At 66.8% G+C, this 19,200-nt stretch carries 18 protein-coding genes; 10 read left to right on the forward strand and 8 right to left on the reverse strand.

Features of this window, described 5'->3' with window-relative positions; all coding sequences use genetic code 11:
• Nucleotides 1-100 precede the first annotated feature (100 nt).
• Both J2X92_RS15445 and J2X92_RS15450 read left to right on the forward strand, forming a co-directional pair.
• Nucleotides 101-622: a MarR family winged helix-turn-helix transcriptional regulator gene (locus tag J2X92_RS15445; protein WP_307576842.1), complete on the forward strand. Its 522-nt coding sequence runs from the start codon at nucleotides 101-103 to the stop codon at nucleotides 620-622.
• A complete protein-coding gene (locus J2X92_RS15450; RefSeq protein WP_307576843.1) occupies nucleotides 619-1,860 on the forward strand; it encodes a DUF418 domain-containing protein in 1,242 nt (413 codons plus the stop codon). The genes J2X92_RS15445 and J2X92_RS15450 overlap by 4 nt, the downstream gene beginning before the upstream one ends.
• Here the strand turns inward: J2X92_RS15450 and J2X92_RS15455 are convergent.
• The 3 genes from J2X92_RS15455 to J2X92_RS15465 are packed head-to-tail and all read right to left on the reverse strand — an operon-like array spanning nucleotide 1,836 to nucleotide 6,234.
• Nucleotides 1,836-2,930: a mechanosensitive ion channel family protein gene (locus J2X92_RS15455; RefSeq protein WP_307576844.1), complete on the reverse strand. Its 1,095-nt coding sequence runs from the start codon at nucleotides 2,928-2,930 to the stop codon at nucleotides 1,836-1,838. The genes J2X92_RS15450 and J2X92_RS15455 overlap by 25 nt on opposite strands.
• Complete coding sequence (locus J2X92_RS15460; protein WP_307576845.1) at nucleotides 2,927-5,173, reverse strand: FUSC family protein; 2,247 nt, start codon at nucleotides 5,171-5,173, stop codon at nucleotides 2,927-2,929. The genes J2X92_RS15455 and J2X92_RS15460 overlap by 4 nt, the downstream gene beginning before the upstream one ends.
• On the reverse strand, nucleotides 5,173-6,234 hold the full coding sequence (locus J2X92_RS15465; RefSeq protein ID WP_307576846.1) for an inositol monophosphatase family protein: 1,062 nt from the start codon (nucleotides 6,232-6,234) through the stop codon (nucleotides 5,173-5,175). The genes J2X92_RS15460 and J2X92_RS15465 overlap by 1 nt, the downstream gene beginning before the upstream one ends.
• Nucleotides 6,235-6,353: 119 nt before the next feature.
• Between J2X92_RS15465 and J2X92_RS15470 the strand changes: the two genes are divergently transcribed.
• Both J2X92_RS15470 and cysE read left to right on the forward strand, forming a co-directional pair.
• Nucleotides 6,354-7,103, forward strand: a complete 750-nt coding sequence (locus tag J2X92_RS15470; RefSeq protein ID WP_307576847.1) for an RNA methyltransferase — start codon at nucleotides 6,354-6,356, stop codon at nucleotides 7,101-7,103.
• A gap of 19 nt (nucleotides 7,104-7,122) precedes the next feature.
• Nucleotides 7,123-7,914, forward strand: coding sequence for a serine O-acetyltransferase (gene cysE / locus J2X92_RS15475; RefSeq protein ID WP_307576921.1), 792 nt, complete (start codon nucleotides 7,123-7,125; stop codon nucleotides 7,912-7,914).
• Nucleotides 7,915-7,923: 9 nt separating this feature from the next.
• Here cysE and cadR read toward each other — a convergent pair whose 3' ends face one another.
• Nucleotides 7,924-8,394, reverse strand: a complete 471-nt coding sequence (gene cadR / locus J2X92_RS15480; protein WP_307576848.1) for a Cd(II)/Pb(II)-responsive transcriptional regulator — start codon at nucleotides 8,392-8,394, stop codon at nucleotides 7,924-7,926.
• 71 nt (nucleotides 8,395-8,465) lie between these two features.
• Here cadR and J2X92_RS15485 point away from each other — a divergent pair, with 71 nt between their 5' ends.
• The 3 genes from J2X92_RS15485 to J2X92_RS15495 all read left to right on the forward strand — a co-directional run bounded on the left by J2X92_RS15485 (nucleotide 8,466) and on the right by J2X92_RS15495 (nucleotide 12,925).
• On the forward strand, nucleotides 8,466-10,748 hold the full coding sequence (locus J2X92_RS15485; RefSeq protein WP_307576849.1) for a heavy metal translocating P-type ATPase: 2,283 nt from the start codon (nucleotides 8,466-8,468) through the stop codon (nucleotides 10,746-10,748).
• Nucleotides 10,749-10,805: 57 nt separating this feature from the next.
• Nucleotides 10,806-12,077 (forward strand): cation:proton antiporter, encoded by a 1,272-nt coding sequence (locus J2X92_RS15490; RefSeq protein WP_307576850.1) that lies wholly within the window; start codon nucleotides 10,806-10,808, stop codon nucleotides 12,075-12,077.
• Between the two features lie 92 nt (nucleotides 12,078-12,169).
• Nucleotides 12,170-12,925: an SDR family oxidoreductase gene (locus J2X92_RS15495; RefSeq protein ID WP_307576851.1), complete on the forward strand. Its 756-nt coding sequence runs from the start codon at nucleotides 12,170-12,172 to the stop codon at nucleotides 12,923-12,925.
• Here J2X92_RS15495 and mog read toward each other — a convergent pair.
• Together mog and yjgA are read right to left on the reverse strand one after the other, a co-directional pair.
• Entirely contained in the window at nucleotides 12,922-13,512 is a 591-nt protein-coding gene (gene mog / locus J2X92_RS15500) for a molybdopterin adenylyltransferase (RefSeq protein ID WP_307576852.1), read from the reverse strand. The genes J2X92_RS15495 and mog overlap by 4 nt on opposite strands.
• Before the next feature lie 198 nt (nucleotides 13,513-13,710).
• Nucleotides 13,711-14,367 (reverse strand): ribosome biogenesis factor YjgA, encoded by a 657-nt coding sequence (yjgA, locus tag J2X92_RS15505; RefSeq protein WP_307576853.1) that lies wholly within the window; start codon nucleotides 14,365-14,367, stop codon nucleotides 13,711-13,713.
• A 106-nt stretch (nucleotides 14,368-14,473) separates the two neighbouring features.
• Here yjgA and pmbA point away from each other — a divergent pair, with 106 nt between their 5' ends.
• Nucleotides 14,474-15,844 (forward strand): metalloprotease PmbA, encoded by a 1,371-nt coding sequence (gene pmbA, locus J2X92_RS15510; RefSeq protein ID WP_307576854.1) that lies wholly within the window; start codon nucleotides 14,474-14,476, stop codon nucleotides 15,842-15,844.
• Between the two features lie 22 nt (nucleotides 15,845-15,866).
• Here the strand turns inward: pmbA and J2X92_RS15515 are convergent, their stop codons facing one another.
• Nucleotides 15,867-16,658, reverse strand: a complete 792-nt coding sequence (locus tag J2X92_RS15515; RefSeq protein ID WP_307576855.1) for a fumarylacetoacetate hydrolase family protein — start codon at nucleotides 16,656-16,658, stop codon at nucleotides 15,867-15,869.
• A gap of 208 nt (nucleotides 16,659-16,866) precedes the next feature.
• Here J2X92_RS15515 and J2X92_RS15520 point away from each other — a divergent pair, with 208 nt between their 5' ends.
• The gene (locus J2X92_RS15520) at nucleotides 16,867-17,766 is read left to right on the forward strand and encodes a helix-turn-helix transcriptional regulator (RefSeq protein ID WP_307576922.1); all 900 of its coding nucleotides are present in this window, start codon (nucleotides 16,867-16,869) and stop codon (nucleotides 17,764-17,766) included.
• A gap of 9 nt (nucleotides 17,767-17,775) precedes the next feature.
• On the opposite strand, the gene J2X92_RS15525 is transcribed toward J2X92_RS15520, so the two are convergent.
• The gene (locus J2X92_RS15525; RefSeq protein ID WP_307576856.1) at nucleotides 17,776-18,426 is read right to left on the reverse strand and encodes an SMI1/KNR4 family protein; all 651 of its coding nucleotides are present in this window, start codon (nucleotides 18,424-18,426) and stop codon (nucleotides 17,776-17,778) included.
• 215 nt (nucleotides 18,427-18,641) lie between these two features.
• Here J2X92_RS15525 and J2X92_RS15530 point away from each other — a divergent pair, with 215 nt between their 5' ends.
• Nucleotides 18,642-19,184 (forward strand): nucleoside 2-deoxyribosyltransferase, encoded by a 543-nt coding sequence (locus J2X92_RS15530; RefSeq protein ID WP_307576857.1) that lies wholly within the window; start codon nucleotides 18,642-18,644, stop codon nucleotides 19,182-19,184.
• Nucleotides 19,185-19,200: the final 16 nt, after the last annotated feature.

Consider the following 19,200-nt stretch of genomic DNA (forward strand, 5'->3'; position numbering starts at 1 on the left):
CGGTGTCTCCGGGTTCTAGGCGTACGTGCGTTCGATCTCGAACGACTGTAGAGACGCTACAGTCGATTGATCTAATCAACCATCCCCCGGACTAACCCCGATGACCGCGCCACGCCGCCCTTTGGACGACCTGCTGCTCTACCGGCTGTCGCGCCTGGTCGGGGTGGCGGGCGGCATGGTGATCCGGCTGTGCGAGGGGCGCTTTGGCATCACGCGGCGCGAATGGCGGCTGATCGCGGTGCTGGCGAGCCGGGGCCAGCTGGGCTCCTCCCAGCTGGCCGAACATGCGCAACTCGACCGCGCCCGCACCTCGAAGGCGGTCGGCTCGCTGGTGCAAAAGCAGCTGGTTTCGCGCGTGGCGCGCGCGGGCGACCGGCGGCAGGTGCTGCTGGGCCTCACCGAGGCGGGGCACGCGCTGTATGAAGAGCTTTTTCCGCTAGTCACCCAGATCAATGCCGAGCTGATGGGTGCTCTGGGCAAGCAAGACGCGGCGCGCCTCGACGAATTCCTGCATCGCCTGCAAGCGCGGGCTGACCGCATGGTGCAAGAGGCCGTGCTGCCCAAGGCCGATCGCGGGCGGCGCGGCGCAGAGCCAACTCCCAAGCCTGGAAAGCCCGCATGACGACGCATCTCTCCGCGCCGGACCCCAGCCCATCGAACGAGCGCCAGCAGATGGTCGACGCGTTGCGCGGCTTTGCGCTGCTGGGCATTCTGGTGGTCAACATCGCGAGCTTTGCCTCGACCTATTACGCCCTGGGCATTCCCGATCCGCTGGCCATGTCGCTGGCCGACCGCATCGCCTCGTTCATGCGCGCCTTTGCGTTCGAGACCAAGTTCTACCTGCTGTTCTCGTTTCTCTTCGGCTACAGCTTCACGCTGCAGATGCGCGCGGCGGAGCGCGACGGCAAGCCCTTCGCGCCGCGCATGGTGCGGCGGCTCTTCGGGCTGTGGGCCATTGGGGTGGCGCATGCCGTGCTGCTTTATTACGGCGACATCCTCATGGCGTATGCGGTGCTGGGCGCCGTGCTGCTCATGCTGCGGCGGCGCGGGGACGTGTTCCTGGCGTGCGCGGCCGTCGGGCTGGTGCTGCTCACCGCATTGTTGTGGGCCGGCGTGGGCAGCAGATATACGCAGCTGGACATGCAAATGGCCGTGCAGGCGGCCTACGCCGACGCCGCCGCGGCACTGGCCGCTTACCGCGCCACGCCTTTGTCGGTGATCGTGCAGCATGTGCGCGATCTTTCGCAGACCTGGTGGGTCACAGCGCTGGTGCAGGCGCCGGAGGCGCTCGCGGTGTTCTTTGCGGGGTTCATCGCCGGCAAGCGCGGGCTTCTTGCGCACGTCGAAGCGCATCGCCGCCTGTTGTGGCGGGTGCTGTGGTGGGGCCTGGCCATCGGCTTGCCGGGTGCGCTGGCCTACGCGCTTCCAACCCTCCATCTGAACGACGCGGTGCGCGAGCTCCAGGACCTGTCGATCACGCTGCTGACCGCACCATTTCTGTCGGCCGCGTATGCGGCCGGCATGCTGCTCGTGTTCCAGACCGGGCGCGGCCGCGTGCTGGCGCGGGCGCTTGCGCCGGCAGGTCGCATGGCGTTGACAAACTACCTGCTGCAATCGCTGGTGTGCGCGTGGATCTTTCTCGCTTATGGCCTGCGGTTGATCGGCACCCTCGGGCCGCTGGCGACATTCGGCGTGGCGCTGGCGATCTTCGCGGGCAACCTGCTGTTCAGCGCGTGGTGGATGGGCCGCTTTGCCTATGGTCCGGTGGAGTGGCTGCTGCGGGCGGTTACCTACCTGCGGCTCCCACCCATCCGGCGCAGCCGCCCTGCAGCAGGTCAGCGCGGCAGCGCGGCGCCCTGATCCGACGGGCGGTCCTCGCGAGAAGGCTGCATTGCATCGCCCTCGATGCGCATCTTCGGCAGGAACTGCGGGTACTCCCGCTGCATGAAGTCGATGAGCCCCTCGCGCACCTTGCATCGCAGATCGAAGGCAAGGCTCGAATTGCCAGCCGTGCACAGCACGCGAATCTGCATGCTGCGCTCGGTGGCGTCGGTCACCTGGAGGTTGAAGAAGCGGCGGTCCCACTCGGGCGCAGCCTTCACGATGCGTTCCACCTCTGCGCGCAGTGGCGCCACCGGCATGCCGTAGTCAACGTAGACGAAGACCGCGCCCAGCAGCTGCGACGACTTGCGGGTCCAGTTCTGGAACGGCTTCTCGATGAAATAGCTGAGCGGCAAGATCAGCCGCCGGTCGTCCCAGATCTTCACCACCACAAAGGTGCCGGTGATCTCCTCCACGCGGCCCCATTCGCCCTCGACCACCAGCACGTCGTCCATGCGGATGGGCTGGGCCAGCGCAATCTGCAGGCCCGCAATCAAATTGCTGAACACCGGCTTGGCCGCGAGGCCCGCCACGATGCCGATCACGCCCGCCGAGGCCAGCAGGCTGGCGCCGACCTGGCGCGCGCCCGGAAAGGTCATGAGCATCATCGCGCCGCCGGCCACCAGCACCATCGTCATGGCGGTGCGCGCCAGCACGCGCGTCTGCGTGAGCACGCGGCGCGCATGCAGGTTGTCTTCGACGTCATGCGGGTGCTGCGCCAGCACGCCGTCGGCAAAGCCGTTGATGGCTTTGACCAGCAGCCAGGTGGTGGCACCGATCAGCAGCAAGCCGTTGAAATGCCTCACGCTGCCGATGAAGCGCAGGTTGTCGGGCGCGGCCTGAAACACCAGCAGCAGCGCGACCAGCGGCAGCACCAGCCGCGCCACCGCCTTGCAGTTGACCACCATCGCATGCAGCGCGGGCGTCGGGCGCGTAACCCGCATCAACACGAGGCCGCCCACGCGGTGGATCAACAGCGCGACCGGAATGCCGACAAAGGCTGCGAGCCATGTGCCGAACCAGGGGTGGGCAAGGATCTCTTCAGTCATTGAGCGGTGGCGGTCGCAGTAGTCTCTGTTGTCTCGTCCAGGGGTTGAAGAATGCGCGCCGCGTCGTCGCGCAGCTGCGTGGCAAGTGCCGTGGCCAGGTCGAGGCGGCGCAGCAGCCAGGGGCTCACGTCGTTCTCGAATGGGTCGGGCAGGGGAATCGGGCCTCCCACGGTGGTGGAGCCGGGGCTTTCGGGCAGCGAGGGGCCGGTGGTCGGCGCGGTGCCGATGGCAGCGTCGATGCGCTGCACCGTGCGCTCCAGCGGTCCTTCGATGTCTGCGGGCGTGAGCCGGTCGCGCCGCAGCACGAGCATCGACTTGACCGCGCTCAGCTGCGCCAGCAACTGGTAGCTGTGGGCCTGCAGGTGCTCGAGCGGTTCGAGCGGCGGCTGCACCGCGCGCGGCTCCGAAAGGGAGCGCTGCGTGGCCTGCACCAGCGCCGAGAGGCTGTCGTAGGCCTCGCGGCGCGCCAGCCGCCATTCGAGCTCGGGGCTGCTGTCGACGGCCTTCAGTTGGCCCAGGCCCAGTGCAAGGCGTGCATGCCGTGCCTGCGCAGTGAGCGTGCGGGCCACCAGCGCCGGAATCTGCCCACGCTCCCACGAGGGCAGCACGTAGCAGAAGCCCCAGGCCAGCGCGGCGCCGATCAGCGTGTCGGCAATGCGTTCGAACAGCGCAAAGATGGGCGCGGCGCCGGTGTTGAGCATGTGCGCTTGCACGAGGCCCAGCACGGTGGCCGCCACCGCAGTGATGAGGTAGCGCCGCACCGCAAAGCTGTGGGCAATGGCTTGCGACACCGTGACGATGGCCAGCAGCAGCAAGGGTGACGGATGCGCGGAGAGCAGGCCCACCGCGAGCACGCTGCCCAGCAAGGTGCCGGCCACGCGGCTGTTGCGCCGCTCCAGCGTTTGCGAGAGGCTGCCGCGCAGCACCACCACGATGGTCAGCAAGATCCAGTAGTCGTGCGAACCCCAGGGCAGCGACACCGCAATGGTGTAGCCCGCCGCAATGGCCAGTGCCGCGCGAATGGCATGGCGCAGCGGCGGTGCGTCCCAGCGCCACAGCGTGAGAAAGGGCCGCAGCGACCAATCGGTGGGGCTCACGAACATCTGCCAGTTGGCGCGCACCACCGCAAGGTTGGGCTCGGCGTCGCCGCGCGCCATGGCCGACAGGCGCAGCACCTCGTCGTTGATGTGGCCGATGCGGCTCGCAAGGCCGCGCGCGAGCATGGCGGCATTGGGGCCGGGCATACCATGGTTCGCACCGTCGTTCTCGCCCGAAAGATGGATCGACGCGAGCCGCGGCCGCCGGTCGGCCACCGCTTCGGGCTGGCGGCCCATCAGCAGCGCGTCGCCGAGGGCCGTGGTTTCGTCGGCCAGCTCTTCGAGCACGCGGCGCATTTCGATCAGCGCTTCGGCATGCGCGGGATGGCTCTTGAGCGCATCCAGATCGAGCTCGCTCGCGAGCAGCTGGTCGCGCATTTCGAGCACGATCACCAGCATGGCCGCCAGCCGCTGTCGGCGCGGCGTGCGCGGCGACTCCAGCACGATGTCGCGCGTGGCCTGCAACTGGTCGGCCAGCGCGGCCTGTTCGCGCAGCAATTGGCCCAGCAACGGCGCGGGGGTTTCGCGGATGTCGCTGGTGTCGTCGCGCGGGGTGAACTGGCTGGCTTCGGTGCGCATCAGCGCGGCCAACGAATACAGCACGTCCGAAACCGACTGCACCCGAAAGCGCGTGTTGAGCGCATGGTTGGCCAGAGTGGCCCAGATCACGTAGAGCCCGGCACCCAGGCCAAAGTGCCAGGTGCGTTCGAGCGCCTCGGCCATGCCGCTGGGCGTGGGCGTGGCCATCGAGAAAATCATCGAGAACATCACCGCGATGGCAATGGGGATGCCGCGCTTGCCCCACGCCATGGCCAGGAAGGCGACAAAGGTGGCGGGCACCAGCACCAGCCCAAGGCGGATGGGCGCGGTGTGCAGCAGCTGCACCAGAAAGAAGAGCGGCAGCCCGATCAGCGGGGCCGGCAGCATCTGGAAGAACTTGCCGCGGCGCGGGCCGGGCAGGTCCGGTGGGGCAGTGACGATCACGCCCACCGCGGCCGACGCCGCAGCGATGGCGCCGAGCCACAGGTGCGCGCCGGCCGAGATGACCAGCAGGCCGAGCGCGACGGTGAGCCCGCTGGCGACGTACTGGCTCAGCGCGATGCGCAGCGCCGCACGAATCCGGAGCGCGGCACGTGGCCCCTGCATCACTTGGCGGAAACGTCGCCTTCGGAAGGGCTGCCGTCGGCAGGCGCATCGCGGCGAATGCGCGTGAGCTTGCGCGACACCGGGGCCGCCGGTGCGGCAGCCGGCGCGGGCGCCTCGCCGTCGAGCGGGGCGGCCGTCAGCTCGGTGACGGTGCTGCGGGCATACAGGTCGACCGATTCATCGGCGCCGGGCCGCGCGGCGGCGGACACGGCGCGCACGCGGTCGCTGGCGCGCATCTTGTCGTCGATGCCGGCAAATTTCGAATACTTGGCGAGCAGCGGCACCATTTGGCCGTAGATGCGCGGCGCACCGGCCAGGCATTCGCGCTGTTCGAGAAAGTCGGGCTCACCCGTGAAGTTGCCGATCAGGCCGCCGGCCTCGGTCACCAGCAGCGAACCCGCGGCCACGTCCCAGGGGTTGAGGCCCGTCTCGAAGAAGGCGTCGGTAAAGCCGGCCGCCACGTAGGCCAGGTCGAGCGCTGCCGCGCCGGGGCGGCGCAGGCCGGCCATGCGGGGCATCATGTCGGCCATGATGGCCAGGTACTGCTTGAAGTTGTCGCCGCTGCGGAACGGGAAGCCGGTGGACACCAGGCATTCGCTGAGCCGGGTGCGCTTGGAAACGCGGATGCGGCGCTCGTTCATGTAAGCGCCGCGGCCCTTGGTGGCGGTGAAGAGGTCGTTGCGGCTCGGGTCGTAGATGACCGCCTGCTCGATCTTGCCGCGCACCGACAGCGCGATGGACACGCAGTAGACCGGAAAGCCGTGGATGAAGTTGGTGGTGCCGTCGAGCGGATCGATGATCCAGACGTAGTCCGAATCCTTGGCGCCATGCTGGGTGCCCGATTCTTCGGCCAGGATGCCGTGCCCCGGATACGCGCCAAGCAGCGTTTCGATGATGACCTGCTCGCTGGCGTGATCGACTTCGGTGACGAAGTCGTTGACCTGCTTTTGCGAGATGCGCACGGCCTCGACGTCGAGGGCGGCGCGGTTGATGATCGCGCCGGCGGCGCGTGCGGCCTTGACGGCCACATTGAGCATGGGATGCAGGTTGGGGGACGACATTGGATTGTGAGAAGAACGGCGGAAGGAGCGGCTGGCGCCCCGATGAGCGGCCCGGCGATGCGGGCGGCGAGAATCGGGCATTTTACCGGCTCCGCCCGCTTTGTGTCTCCAATCCCTCCATGCGCACCCGTTTTATCCTGATCCAGACCAGCCATGCCGGCAATGTGGGCGCCGCCGCCCGGGCCATGAAGACCATGGGTTTCGACGACCTGGTGCTGGTGGCACCGCGCTGGGCCAACGTGCTGCGGCGGGAAGAAACCATCCAGCGCGCGAGCGGCGCACTGGACGTTCTGAACAACGCCCGCATCGTTGAAACGCTCGACGAAGCGCTCGACGGCATCACCCACCTGTGCGCCACCGCCATGATCCCGCGCGACTTCGGCCCACCCACGCGCACCCCGCGCGAGCACCTGGAGCCGCTTGTAAAGCAGGGCGACCAGCACGTGGCCTTCCTCTTCGGCTCCGAGCGTTTCGGCATGCGCAACGAAGACGTCTACCGCTGCAACGTGGCGCTGAGCATTCCGACGGATCCGAAGTTCGGCTCCCTGAACCTCGGCGCCGCCATCCAGGTGATTGCCTATGAATGGCGGCTGGCCCTGGGCGGCTACGAGGTGCGCGACGCCACGGCGCCGGTGCAGGCGGCCGATGCAAAGGCCGTGGCCGGCATGCTCGACCACTGGGAACGGTCGCTGGTGGACATCGGTTTTCTCGACCCCCAGGCGCCCAAGAAGCTGATGCCCCGGCTGCAGCAGCTTTTCAACCGCGCCCAGCCCACGCCGGAGGAAATTCACATCCTCCGCGGCATCGCCAAGGCCATGGCGGACGCGGCTAAAACCCCAACGAACGTACGCGAAGACCCCGCGCCTTAGACTGCCCGGCCCTATCGATATAACGACAACAAAGGCAGCGATGTTTTCTCGAATCCGCGCCGACATCCGGTGCATCCTCGAACGCGACCCGGCCGCCCGCAGCGCCTGGGAAGTGATCACGGTCTACCCCGGCTTCCATGCCGTGGTGCTGCACCGCTGGGCGCATGCATGTTGGACGCACGGATTCAAGTGGCCGGCACGCGCCATCGCACACTGGGCTCGCTGGCTCACGGGCATCGAGATCCACCCGGCCGCCAAGCTCGGCGAGCGGGTGTTCTTCGACCATGCCATGGGCGTGGTGGTGGGCGAGACCGCCGAGATCGGCGACGGCTGCACCATCTACCAGGGCGTGACACTGGGCGGCACCTCGCTCTACAAGGGCACCAAGCGGCATCCGACGCTGGGGCGCAACGTGGTGGTGAGCGCGGGCGCCAAGGTGCTGGGCGGGTTCCTCGTCGGCGATGGCGCCAAGATCGGCAGCAACGCGGTGGTCATCAAGCCGGTGCCGGCAGGGGCGACCGCGGTGGGCATTCCCGCACGCATCATCCCGTCGAAGGCCGGCGAGAGCGCCGATGTGGCCGCTCCGCAGAAGTTCTCCGCCTACGGCATCACGCAGGACGACGACCCGCTGAGTCAGGCCATGCGCGGCCTCGTCGACAGTGCCGCGAGCCAGGAACACCAGATCGCGCTGCTGTGGCAAGCGATCGAGAAGCTGTCCGCGCATCCCGGTACCAAGGACTGCGTGCCCTGCGATGCGGCGCTTGACGAGAACTTCGAGGCGGAGAAACTCACGCAGCTCATCGGCAAGTAGCGGGGCTTTTCAGGTCGATCGTTTCGCGGCCGCGTGCAGCGAGCCATGCACGTGGCCTGCGTGCTGCCCAAACGGCTCTGTGGCCGGCGCGGCGGTGTCGAGCTCTTGCAGGATGCCGCAGTTCTGCGCCGATTGCGGGGCGCAGCATTGCTGGCGCAGCGCCTTCAGCTGCTTCTCCAACGTCTTGAGTTCCGAGATGCGCGCGGCCACGTGGCCGATGTGGTCGTCCAGCAACTGGTTGACCTCGCCGCAATCTTTGCCGGGCGCATCGCGAAAGCGCAGAAGGCTGCGGATCTCATCGAGCGTCATGTCCAAAGAACGGCAGCGGCGGATAAAGCCCAGCCGCTGCGCATGCTCGTCGTCGTAGATGCGGTAGTTGCCGTCGGTGCGCGCCGGCTCGGGCAGCAGTTGCCCGCGCTCGTAGTACCGGATGGTTTCGACCGGTGTGTTCGCAACCTTGGCCAGTTCTCCGATTTTCATGATGCGGCAAGAAGCGAGGTGGGGAATACGGCATTTGACTCTACACCTGCTTCAGGGTTTCCAATGTCCGCATGAATAACGAGAACGCTCTGAAACCGGTGGCGCCACATGCGCACGCTCACCCGCACGCAGCGGCAGAAACCACCTGCTGCGGCCACTCCGCTTGCGGCACGGCCGCGGTCGCATCGACCGATATCGCAGACATTCCGAAGGGGTCCTTGCTCTTCCGCATTCCCACCATGGATTGCGCCGTTGAGGAATCCGAGATCCGCCGCGCGCTCGAGCCGGTGCGTGGCATCAGCGGGCTGCGTTTCCGGCTCGGTGAACGGACGATGGCGATCACCGCAGAAGATGCCGCGTTGCCCGATGCACTCGAGGCCATCCGCAAGGCCGGGTTCAAGCCGGAGCCGCTGAACAACGCGGCCAATGCGCCGTCCGCTGCTGGCACGGTGCGCGACGCCCGCCTCATGACACCGGAACTCACGCGGCTGGTCGGCGCGCTGGTGCTGGCCATCGCGGCCGAGACTGTTTCCTTTCTCGCGCCGGAGGCAGTGGCGTTCACAGTGCTGGAGATGGCCTTGGCGCTCGCGGCCATCGCGCTGGCCGGGCTCGACACCTACAAGAAGGGCTTTGCCGCATTGGTGCGCGGCCGCTTGAACATCAACGCGCTGATGGCCGTGGCCGTGACGGGCGCCTTCCTCATCGGCCAATGGCCCGAGGCCGCGATGGTGATGGCGCTCTATGCCATTGCGGAAATGATCGAGGCACGCGCCGTCGACCGCGCCCGCAATGCCATCCAGGGCCTGCTTGCATTGGCGCCAGACCAGGCCGAGGTCAGGCAGCCCGACGGCCGCTGGAACACGGTGAGGGCCGACACCGTGGCACTCGATGCCACCGTGCGCATCCGCCCGGGCGAGCGTGTGCCGCTCGATGGCGTGGTGACGGAGGGCATGAGCGCCATCGATCAGGCGCCGGTCACGGGCGAGAGCATTCCGGTCGACAAGTCAGTGGGCGACGCGGTGTTCGCAGGCACCATCAACCAGACCGCCGCCCTGGAATTCCGCGTCACTGCGGTGGCGGCCAACACCACGTTGGCTCGCATCATCCATGCGGTCGAAGAAGCGCAAGGTTCACGCGCGCCCACGCAGCGCTTCGTCGATCGCTTCGCGGCCATCTACACGCCCGCGGTCTTCGTGCTGGCGGTGGCCGTGGCGGTGCTCACGCCCTGGCTCATGGGCTGGACGTGGATGGAGGCGGTCTACAAGTCGCTGGTGCTGCTGGTCATTGCATGCCCCTGCGCGCTGGTGATCTCGACGCCCGTCACTGTGGTGAGCGCGCTGGCCTCGGCCGCACGCCGCGGCATCCTGATCAAGGGGGGCACCTACCTCGAAGAGGCTCGCAAGCTCAAGGCCGTCGCGCTCGACAAGACGGGCACCATCACCCAAGGCAAGCCGAAGCTGGTCGAGTCGAGCCTGCTCGACAGCGCAGCGGATGAGGGCGAGATCTTTGCCATTGCCGCGAGTATTGCGGATCGCTCCGACCACCCGGTGTCGAAGGCCATTGCCGCGGGTTTAATAAAGCACGAGCTTCGGCCGATCGGCGAGTTCACGGCCCTGCCCGGACGCGGCGTGCAAGCCACGCACGAAGGCCGCAGCTATGTGCTGGGCAACCATCGCCTCATGGAAGAACAAAAACTGTGCAGCCCTGCGCTTGAAGCCGAGCTGAAGCGGCATGAGGAAGCAGGGCGCACCGTCACCCTGCTGGCCTCCGGCCATGCGGTGCTGGCGCTGTTCGCGGTGGCCGACACCATCAAGCCTTCTTCGCAGGCGGCCATGGCCGAACTGCGTGCGCTGGGTGTCACGCCCGTAATGCTGACCGGCGACAACGCCGCCACGGCCAAGGCGATCGGCACGCACGCGGGCATCGACGACGTGCGCGGTAATCTGCTGCCCGAGGAGAAGCTCGATGCGATCAAGGCGCTGCAGCAGCGCTACGGCATGACCGGGATGGCCGGCGATGGCATCAACGACGCACCCGCGATCGCGCAGGCCGACATCGGCTTTGCGATGGGCGGCGCCGGTACCGACACGGCCATGGAAGCGGCCGATGTGGTCATCATGAACGACGACCTGCGGCGCGTGCCCGAAACGATCCGGCTCTCGCGCCGCGCGCATTCGGTACTTTGGCAGAACATCACGCTGGCGCTCGGCATCAAGGCCGTGTTCTTCGTGCTTGCCGTCTTCGGCAGCGCCACCATGTGGATGGCCGTGTTCGCGGACATGGGAGCGAGCCTGCTGGTCGTCGCCAACGGGCTGCGGCTGATGCGCACGCCCAAGCGCGTGGCAAGCGACTGACGCACGAATAAAACTAACATCGGGGGCTTCGCCGTCCACACCGCCTTCCGGTACTTCATGTCCGCTACTTCCCTCCTGCTGCAACTCATCGTCATCCTGAGCACCGCGCGCATCTGCGGATGGGTGCTGCGCCACGTTGGACAGCCCAGCGTGGTGGGCGAAATGGCGGCGGGGCTCATGCTGGGTCCGGTGGTCATGGGCGCGCTGTTCCCATCGCTGCATGCGCAGCTGTTCTCCAAGAGCCACCTCGAAGGGCTGTCTTCGCTCTCGACCGTCGGCCTGGTGCTCTTCATGTTCGTGGTGGGGCTGGAACTGCGCTCCACGCAGGGCGTGCGTGCGCAGTTGAAGGCCGCGGGCTACGTCGGCGCCCTCAGCGTCATCGTGCCGATGGTGCTGGGCATCGCGATTTCACCGGCGCTGCATCCGGCGCTCGCGCCGGCCGGCGTGGGCTTCTGGCCGTTCGCGCTGTTCATGGCCGCGGCGCTGTCGATCACGGCCTTTCCGGTCATGGCGCGCATCCTGAAAGACCGCGGGCTCACGCGCACGCCATTCGGGCAGCTGTCGCTCGGTGCCGCGGCCGTGGTCGATGTGTTCGCGTGGATCCTGCTGGCGCTGGTGGTGGCGTTGGCGGGTGCGGGCGAGGGCTACATGGGCCTCGTCAAGACGACGGGCGGCGTGGCCGTTCTGCTGGCCGTGCTGTTCTTCGGATTGAAGCCGGCGTTTGCGTGGCTGCTGCGCACACGCGCGCCCGATGGCGAACCCTCGACCACCGAGATGGCCTCGCTCATGATCGGCCTCCTGGTCTGCGCCATGGCCACCGAATGGCTGCATCTGCATGCGGTGTTTGGCGCCTTCCTGTTCGGTGCCTGCCTGCCGCGCGACGACCGTTTGCTGAGCTCGCTCACGCAGCGCATCGAGCCGATCTCCATCGTCGTGCTGATGCCGTTGTTCTTTGCGCTCGCGGGGCTCGGCACCACCTCCAATGCCTTCTCGGGCGCGAGCATTGGCGCCATGCTGCTGATCGTCGCGGTGGCCTCCATCGGCAAGCTGGCCGGCGGCGCCATTGGCGCGCGCATGGCGGGCTACGGCTGGCGCGACAGCTTTGCCACCGGTTCGCTGATGAACGCGCGCGGGCTGATGGAACTCATCGTGATGAAGATCGGCCTGGACGCGGGCCTGATCGGCCCCGAGCTCTTCACCATGCTGCTGGTGATGGCGCTCGTCACCACTGCGATGACGGGTCCGCTCATCAATCTGGTGATGGGTCGCGAGAAAACATCTCCTGTGACTGAGGCCGAGGCCGAAGCGCACGCGCGCGCCAAGCCGTAGGGGCTGTCACAAACCATCCCCACCGGACGTCTAGCTTGCAAGGACGTCCACGGGGGGCGTTCCCTGGACTGCCTTTTCACAAGGAATCAACCATGAAGATCGTCATCATCGGGGGCTCCGGCCTCATCGGCTCGAAGCTCGCCGCGCGGCTGCGCCATGCCGGCCACGAAGTCGTCGCCGCCTCGCCCTCCACAGGCGTCAACACGCTCACCGGCGAAGGATTGAAGGAGGCGCTGGCGGGCGCACAGGTTGTCGTCGATGTGGCGAACTCGCCGTCGTTCGAAGACGAGGCCGTGCTGCGCTTCTTCGAGACCTCGGGCCGCAACCTGCTCGCGGCCGAGGCCGAAGCCGGCGTGGCCCACCACATTGCGCTCTCGGTCGTCGGCACCGACCGGCTGCTCGCCAGTGGCTATTTCCGCGCCAAGCAGGCCCAGGAGGACTTGATCGAGGCCTCGCCCGTGCCCTACACGATCGTGCAGGCGACGCAGTTCTTCGAGTTCCTGGGCGGCATTGCCAACGCGGGGGGCGCGGGCAGCGAGATTCGCCTGTCGCATGCCTTGGTGCAGCCAATTGCGGCGGAAGACGTTGCTGCCGCGCTGGCCGAAATCGTGAATGAGCCGCCGGCCGGCGGGCGGGTGGAGATCGCAGGCCCCGAGGCCGTGCCGCTGGACGACCTAGTGAGGCGCTATCTCGCCGCGACAGGCGACGCCCGGCAAGTGGTCGCCGATGCCAACGCGGATTACTTCGGCGTGCACCTCGACGACCGCTCGCTCACGCCGGCTGCCGGCGCGCGCCTCGCGCCGACCGGCTTCGAGGCCTGGGTTCGGCAGCGCGCCGCGGCCGCCTAGCGCGGCGGCCGGATGGCCGACTTCGGCCGGAACGCTTTGCAGACCGTATCGTCGGTCTCCAGGTACGGCCCGCCGATCAGGTCGATGCAGTACGGCACGGCGGCAAAGATGCCGGGCACGATCTGCTTGCCGTCCGCATCCTTCAGCCCCTCGAGCGTTTCCGCAATCGACTTCGGCTGGCCCGGCAGGTTGATGATCAGGCTCTTGTCGCGGATCACCGCCACTTGGCGCGAAAGGATCGCGGTGGGCACGAAGCGCAGGCTGATCTGTCGCATCTGCTCGCCGAAGCCGGGCATTTCCTTGTGGGCCACGGCAAGGGTGGCCTCGGGCGTCACGTCGCGCAGGGCCGGGCCGGTGCCGCCGGTGGTCAGCACCAGCGAGCAGCCGGCGTTTACCAGCTCGATCAGCGTGGCGCTGATGAGAGCGGCTTCGTCGGGAATGAGCCGCGCTTCGAAATCGATCGGGTTTTTCAGTGCGCGGCCAAGCCATTCCTGGAGCGAAGGCAGGCCCTTGTCTTCGTAGGTGCCGCTGGAGGCGCGGTCGCTGATGGAGACGATGCCGATGCATACCGGGTCGGGTGTGTTCATGGTTTTGCTCCTTCCCCTTCCGGGGGAAGGTTGGGATGGGGGCAGCCAGAGCGCCCGATGGATGCGCCGCTTGCCCCCACCCCGGCCCTCCCCCGGAAGGGGAGGGAGAAAGACAAGTGGCTCACTGCTGCACCCTTGGCGCTGCGCGCCTTCCCGCCAAGCGGGAGTGAGCTTGCTTGGGGCGGCCCGGCGCGGCGCTCATGCATCCTCTTCCCGGTCCTGCGCGGCAGCCTCCGCAGCGTGGTCTGCGCCGCCATGCACCGCCAACTGCGCGCGCACCAGCTGAAATATCTCGCGGTACGCCTTGCCCTGGCGCGGCGCCTCACCGGCGGGGCCGGTCTTCATGTCCTTGCGGGCCTGGCGCACCAGGGCGCGCAGCTGCTGCGAATCGGTGGCGGGGTGGGTTTCGATCCAGCCGCCCAGCGCATCGTCGTCGGCAATCAGCCGGTCGCGCCAGCGTTCTGCTTCGTGCAGCGCCGCGGTTTCGGCCGCCGGCACGCTGTTCTGCTCGGTCAGGGCCTGCTTCACGGCTTCCAGCACCTCGGGCTCCAGTTTGCGCATCAGCTTGCCGATGAACTGCATCTGGCGGCGCTTGCCCTCGAAATTGGTAATGCGCTTGGCTTCGGCCACTGCGTCGACCAGTTTTTCGTCGAGCGGGAGCGCGTCGAACAGGCCGGCGCGCAGGCCGAGCAGTTCGGTGCCGAGCTTTTGCAGTTCGTCGCTTTCGCGCTTGAGGTCGGTGCGGCTGGCTTCGTCGGTGCCCTTGAGCTCGCGCTTGAGCTCCAGGTCGAGTTCGCTGCCTTCGGCGACGAACTGGCCACGGACGAAATAGCCTTTTTTGGGTTTGCGGGACATGGGGTGGATTCTGGGCCGCACCGTGCGGCGTTGCAACGCGTGCAATGCGCAGTGGGAAGCTGAAGGGAAAACGGAATGTGGGGGGCGCAAGTATCATAGCCACCACATGACGACATCCTCCTCGCGCGCCGATTCCGGCTTCGCCTACAGCCGCTCCTTCTTCGAAAACCTGGTCGACTCGGCCCTGGCCCACGCCAAAAAGCTCGGTGCAACCGATGCCGGCGCCGAGGCCTCCGAGGGCTGCGGCCTCAGCGTCTCGGTCCGCAAGGGCGAACTCGAGAACGTCGAGCGCAACCGCGACAAGTCGCTGGGCATCACCGTGTACGTGGGCCACCGCCGCGGCAACGCCAGCACTTCCGACTTCTCCGAGGCCGCCATTGCCCAGACGGTGCAGGCCGCCTACGACATCGCCCGTTTCACGGCCGAAGACCCGGTCAGCGGCCTCCCGGACGAGGAAGACATTGCCAAGGAACACCCGGAACTTGACCTGTTCCACCCCTGGGACGTCACGAGCGAGCAGGCCGCCAAGCTGGCGCTGGAATGCGAAGCGGCCGCCTTGTCGACCGACAAGCGCATCACCAACAGCGAAGGCGCGGGCGTCTCGGCCCAGCAGAGCCACTTTTTCAGCGCCCACACGCACGGTTTTCGCGGCGGCTATGCCAGCTCGCGGCATTCGATTTCGGTTGCGCCCATCGCCGGCAAGGGCGACGACATGCAGCGCGACTCCTGGTACAGCTCGATGCGCTCTGCCGGCGAACTGGCCAGCCCGCAGGCCGTGGGCCGCTACGCCGCCGAGCGGGCGCTGAGCCGGCTCAAGTCGCGCAAGATCAAGACCACCGAATGCCCGGTGCTGTTCGAGTCGCCGCTGGCCGTGGGCCTCTTGGGCGGGCTGGTGCAGGCCGTGAGCGGCGGGGCGCTGTACCGCAAGAGCACCTTCCTGCTCGATTCGCTCGGCAAGCCGGTGCTGCCGAAGCACGTGGACGTGGCCGAAGATCCGCATGTGATGCGCGGCAAGGGCAGCTCGCCGTTCGACGACGAAGGCGTGGTGACCCGTGCGCGCAAGGTGGTGGATGCCGGCCGGCTCGAAGGCTACTTTCTGTCGACCTATTCCGCGCGCAAGCTGGGCATGAAGACCACCGGCAATGCCGGCGGCTCGCACAACCTGATCCTGAGTTCGCGCCTCACCAAACCGGGCGATGACCTCGACGCCATGCTCGCCAAGCTCGGCACCGGCCTGTTCGTGATCGAGCTGATGGGGCAGGGCGTGAACTACGTGACCGGCGACTATTCGCGCGGCGCCAGCGGCTTCTGGGTCGAGAAGGGCCGCATCGCCTTCCCGGTGCATGAAATCACCATTGCCGGCAACCTGAAGGACATGCTGATGGGCATCGAGGCCATTGGCGCCGATGCCTACACCTTCGGCGCCAAGACCACAGGGTCGGTCCTGATCAATCGCATGAAAGTGGCCGGCAGCTAAGTCTGCCAGCACACTGACTCGCTCAGACGATCCGGACCGAAAGGTTCGGCAGCCCGTCGATGTGGATCTCGACCAGGTCGCCGCGCACCACCGGCCCCACGTTCTCGGGCGTGCCCGAGTAGATGATGTCGCCGGGCATCAGCTCGAAAGCCTGGGACAGCCGGCTGATCTGCTCTGCTACCGACCAGATCATGTGCTTGAGCGTGGCGTTCTGCTTCGTCTGGCCATTTACCTTGAGCCAGATGGCGCCGTCGGTGTAGTGGCCGACCTTGGCCACCGGATGGATCGGCCCGATCGGCGCCGACTTGTCGAAGCTCTTGCCGATTTCCCAGGGCTTTTTCTGGTCGCCCATCTCGCGCTGCAGGTCACGCCGGGTCATGTCCAGGCCGAGCGAATAGCCGTAGACGAGCCCCAGCGCATCCGCCTGCGCGATGTCGCGGCCGCCCTTGCCGAGGGCCACGACCAGTTCCACTTCGTAGTGGTAGTTCTTGGTCAGCGGCGGGTACGGATGGTCGGCCACCGTGCCGGGCGTGACGACCTGGATCGCGTCCGTTGGCTTCTGAAAGAAGAAGGGCGGCTCGCGGGTGGGGTCGGAGCCCATCTCGCGCGCATGGGCCGCATAGTTGCGGCCGATGCAGTAGATGCGGCGCACCGGAAACGCCTGCTCGCTGCCGACGATCGGAACCGTGGCTTGCGTGACTGCGAAAGGCGTTTGCGGCGCGCGCGATGCGCCGGCCGGCAGGGCGCAACCGGCAACTGCGCCGGCCGCCATGGCGGCGGAGCCGGCCAGCAGGCCGCGTCGTGAACTGGACATGATCTTTGTCTCCTGAGTTTTTTTGGTGAGCGATGAAAGCCGGCCGCAGCCAGCCGGGCCATTCTGGAGCGCGCTGCCGCGGCGTTTCCGCACGCATCTACGCAAAAACAGGACGCAAGCAACACCGGGCCGGCCGCTCGGGGACGCCTGGGCCAGGGCTTACCATCGCGCCATGTCGGCCCTTCAATCCAGCCTTCGCCTCTACGGCATGCAGGAGCGCGCGAACCACCTCGACTTCGACATTCGCTTCGAAGGCGCGCGGGACGTGCTGGCGCGGCCGCATCGGCACGAGTATTTCCAGATCCAGGTCAGCATCCACGGCGGCTCGCAACAGGTAATCGGCGGCGCGGTGCGCCCATTCACCGCGGGGCACTTGAGCTTCGTGCTGCCCTACCGGGTGCACGTGGTGCCGCATCCGCCGGGTGCGCGCTATGCCATCGTGAATTTCGACCAGGGCTTTCTCTGGCCCGAGCTGGCGGTCGAGGCGCTCGATCTCGAGGAGGTGCCGGCCCTGCGCCAGCCCGAGCTCGCGCCCTTCCTGTTCCAGGAGTACGTCGATTTTCATTTCGGCGACGCCGACTTCGCGCGCATTCTCGGGTGGCTCGAAGAGCTTGCCGTGCTGAACCGGGAGCGGTGCTTCGGCAGCGTGGGCGCGATTCGCGGCATTCTGTTGCAGCTGATGGCGCTGGCCTGCGACCGGCACGAGGCGCAACTTCTCGCACAGGCCGCGCTGCAGAGCGGCCGCAGTCCGGGCCGCGACGCGCTGCAGCGCGTGATGCGCTATGTGCGCGAGCATCTGGGCGAGGAGATGTCGCTCAACGATGCCGCGGCGGCGGCCATGCTCTCGCCCAACTACCTCGCGCATCTGCTCAAGAAGCAGACCCACCGCACCTTCACCGAACTCGTCACCGAACGCCGCCTGGAGCGCGCGAAGGAGCTGCTGGTCACGTCGAACGCCCGCATCGCGGACATCGCGCGGCAGTGCGGTTTCGGCGACGCCGTGTACTTCAGCCGCCGCTTCAGGCTGCACAACGGCGTCACGCCGCGGCAGTTCCGCAGCCGGGCCGATGCCGGGTTGGCCAGGGCGGCAGGGCCGAAGAAGCGGTGAGACAAAGCATCAGTTGAGACGCTGCGAGGCAAAGAGGTCGGTAATCGAGTCCAGGAAGTGAAATTTCTCGGGCGTTTTCGTATTGAAGCTTCGCCCTCCGTCATCCTCGATCTGGATGTTCGAGTTGCCTGACTCCAATTGATCGACCATCCATTCGAGAAACGTTGCCACGGAGTTTCCAACGACGAACTTCTCGTCTTCATCTCGACCGAAGTTGATGACTTGCCCGATCGTTCCGCTTGCTCCAGGATCCAGGTCAACCCCGAGGTGATTTCCTCCGTAGTCGTATGCGAACGGAATCCAGAATTTGTTTGCGTAGACCTCCTTGACGGCGCCAACCTTCGCCGATTTGGAGAACATGCTCGCGCCCTTCATGTCCTCGGCCGAGCTCTCTTCAACGATCTTCTTCCAAGCGGACCAGTGCTTCTTTGCGTCCGCAATGGGCAGGAAGATCAGCCCGTAGAAGGGCCCGGTGTTTGCCTCTCCTTGTTGACCATCATGGGCTCTGTAAAGATCCTTCAGGCTCTCGGGAAAGGGACACCCCACAAGACTTTCGAACTCCGCGAGGGCGGCTTCGGAGCACCCTGGCGCCAAGTCTGCGTGCACTTCCTGGAGATTTGCCTCCAGCCATTTTTCAAGTCGCTCCATTGGGGTCTTCATCACACTTTTCCTCTCTGTTGACCAGTTGATTTTCGAACGTGCACTCGATTCGAAAAAAACTGTAGCAGCGAGGAGCAGCGGGGAAACGAGGTCGTTCGCGAGAAAATTCACGCTTGCGTGATGGAATGACCGTTCATGGTCGACACCCAGAGCCGTTCGATTTTTTGGGCCAGCACCTGCACAACCGAGAGTCGTCAAATCTAAGATGCGCTTTCATGACCCCAAACCCAGAAAACCCGCCGCGTCCGCGAATCTATCTGGCGGGCCCGGACGTCTTCCGCCCCGACGCCCAAGACCACTTCGTGCGGCTCGCGGCGGCTTGCGACGCGCTGGGGCTTGCGGCCTTGCTGCCGGCCGATGGCAACGAGGAGCAGAGTGCCGAAGCACCGGAGACGCGAATCTACGAGGCCAACATGCAGCGTCTTCGCGGCGCCGACGGTGTCGTGGCCAACCTCGCGTGCTTCCGCGGCCTGGAGCCCGATTCAGGCACGGTGTTCGAAGTCGGCGCCGCAGTGGCGCTGCAGATTCCCGTCGTGGCCTACGGCGTACCCGCGGGCAGCTATGCAAACCGCGCCCGGTCCCTCATACCGTGCGCGCCCGATGCAGCCGGGGTACTGCGGGAGACCGGCAGCGGCATTGCGGTGGAAGACTTCGGCCAGCCGCTGAACCTGATGCTGGCCTGCTCGATCCACATCGAACCCACGCCTGAGGCTGCGCTGCGGAAGATGGCAGAGCTGCTTGCACTCCAGCGGCGCTGAGCCGCAGCCGGCTTCG

It is taken from the genome of Variovorax paradoxus, assembly GCF_030811855.1.
GTDB lineage: Bacteria > Pseudomonadota > Gammaproteobacteria > Burkholderiales > Burkholderiaceae_C > Variovorax > Variovorax paradoxus_L.

Coding starts and splice junctions, on each gene's coding strand:
- J2X92_RS15530 (WP_307576857.1), top strand. CDS start 18,642: ATGACCCCAAACCCAGAAAACCCGCCGCGTCCGCGAATCTATCTGGCG.
- J2X92_RS15525 (WP_307576856.1), bottom strand. CDS start 18,426: ATGAAGACCCCAATGGAGCGACTTGAAAAATGGCTGGAGGCAAATCTC.
- J2X92_RS15465 (WP_307576846.1), bottom strand. CDS start 6,234: ATGTCGTCCCCCAACCTGCATCCCATGCTCAATGTGGCCGTCAAGGCC.
- J2X92_RS15460 (WP_307576845.1), bottom strand. CDS start 5,173: ATGCAGGGGCCACGTGCCGCGCTCCGGATTCGTGCGGCGCTGCGCATC.
- cadR (WP_307576848.1), bottom strand. CDS start 8,394: ATGAAAATCGGAGAACTGGCCAAGGTTGCGAACACACCGGTCGAAACC.
- yjgA (WP_307576853.1), bottom strand. CDS start 14,367: ATGTCCCGCAAACCCAAAAAAGGCTATTTCGTCCGTGGCCAGTTCGTC.
- pmbA (WP_307576854.1), top strand. CDS start 14,474: ATGACGACATCCTCCTCGCGCGCCGATTCCGGCTTCGCCTACAGCCGC.
- J2X92_RS15470 (WP_307576847.1), top strand. CDS start 6,354: ATGCGCACCCGTTTTATCCTGATCCAGACCAGCCATGCCGGCAATGTG.
- J2X92_RS15515 (WP_307576855.1), bottom strand. CDS start 16,658: ATGTCCAGTTCACGACGCGGCCTGCTGGCCGGCTCCGCCGCCATGGCG.
- J2X92_RS15520 (WP_307576922.1), top strand. CDS start 16,867: ATGCAGGAGCGCGCGAACCACCTCGACTTCGACATTCGCTTCGAAGGC.
- J2X92_RS15445 (WP_307576842.1), top strand. CDS start 101: ATGACCGCGCCACGCCGCCCTTTGGACGACCTGCTGCTCTACCGGCTG.
- J2X92_RS15485 (WP_307576849.1), top strand. CDS start 8,466: ATGAATAACGAGAACGCTCTGAAACCGGTGGCGCCACATGCGCACGCT.
- mog (WP_307576852.1), bottom strand. CDS start 13,512: ATGAACACACCCGACCCGGTATGCATCGGCATCGTCTCCATCAGCGAC.
- J2X92_RS15450 (WP_307576843.1), top strand. CDS start 619: ATGACGACGCATCTCTCCGCGCCGGACCCCAGCCCATCGAACGAGCGC.
- J2X92_RS15455 (WP_307576844.1), bottom strand. CDS start 2,930: ATGACTGAAGAGATCCTTGCCCACCCCTGGTTCGGCACATGGCTCGCA.
- J2X92_RS15490 (WP_307576850.1), top strand. CDS start 10,806: ATGTCCGCTACTTCCCTCCTGCTGCAACTCATCGTCATCCTGAGCACC.
- J2X92_RS15495 (WP_307576851.1), top strand. CDS start 12,170: ATGAAGATCGTCATCATCGGGGGCTCCGGCCTCATCGGCTCGAAGCTC.